At 51.4% G+C, this 490-nt stretch carries 1 protein-coding gene; it reads right to left on the bottom strand.

Annotated features, from left to right (window positions below):
- A partial coding sequence (locus tag ACTHUM_RS19065) for a CBS domain-containing protein (RefSeq protein ID WP_440403845.1) occupies positions 1 to 490 on the bottom strand: 490 nt, incomplete at both ends.

Here is a 490-nt window from a genome sequence, read left to right as displayed (position 1 = left end):
GAATTGGGAAACTCTTCAATATCCAGCGCGCGCATGACATCGGCGAGCGGGGTCGCGCCGTCCACCAGCCAGGTGTCTTCGGTGCGGCGGATGATTTGCGGCTCTTCTTCGGTATTGACCAGCTCACCCATCACAATGCTCATCACATCTTTCAGCGTTACCACGCCGACCACCAGCGCGTATTCGTTCACCACTACGGCAAAGTCTTCGCCGGAAGTCTTGAAGGTTTCCAAGACATCGTAAAGCGACAGTGTATCGGGGATGAACAAGGCTTTACGCAACACGCGCTTGTCGGTCAGGCGGACGTCTTTTTCTTTTAAAAACAAAGTCAGCAGCGTGTGCGATTCGATATAGCCGATAACGCGTTCCAAATCGCCGTCGCACACCAAGAATTTATTGTGTGGTTTTTCCGACATTATTTCCAACACGGTATCGCTGTCGTCATGTTTGTCAAAATAGGCGATATATTCGCGCGTGCTCATGGTGGAAG

This window comes from Neisseria sp. P0021.S006 (assembly GCF_051956895.1).
Note: the sequence above shows the minus strand (reverse complement) of the source record. Positions and strands in the feature narration are given on the sequence as shown.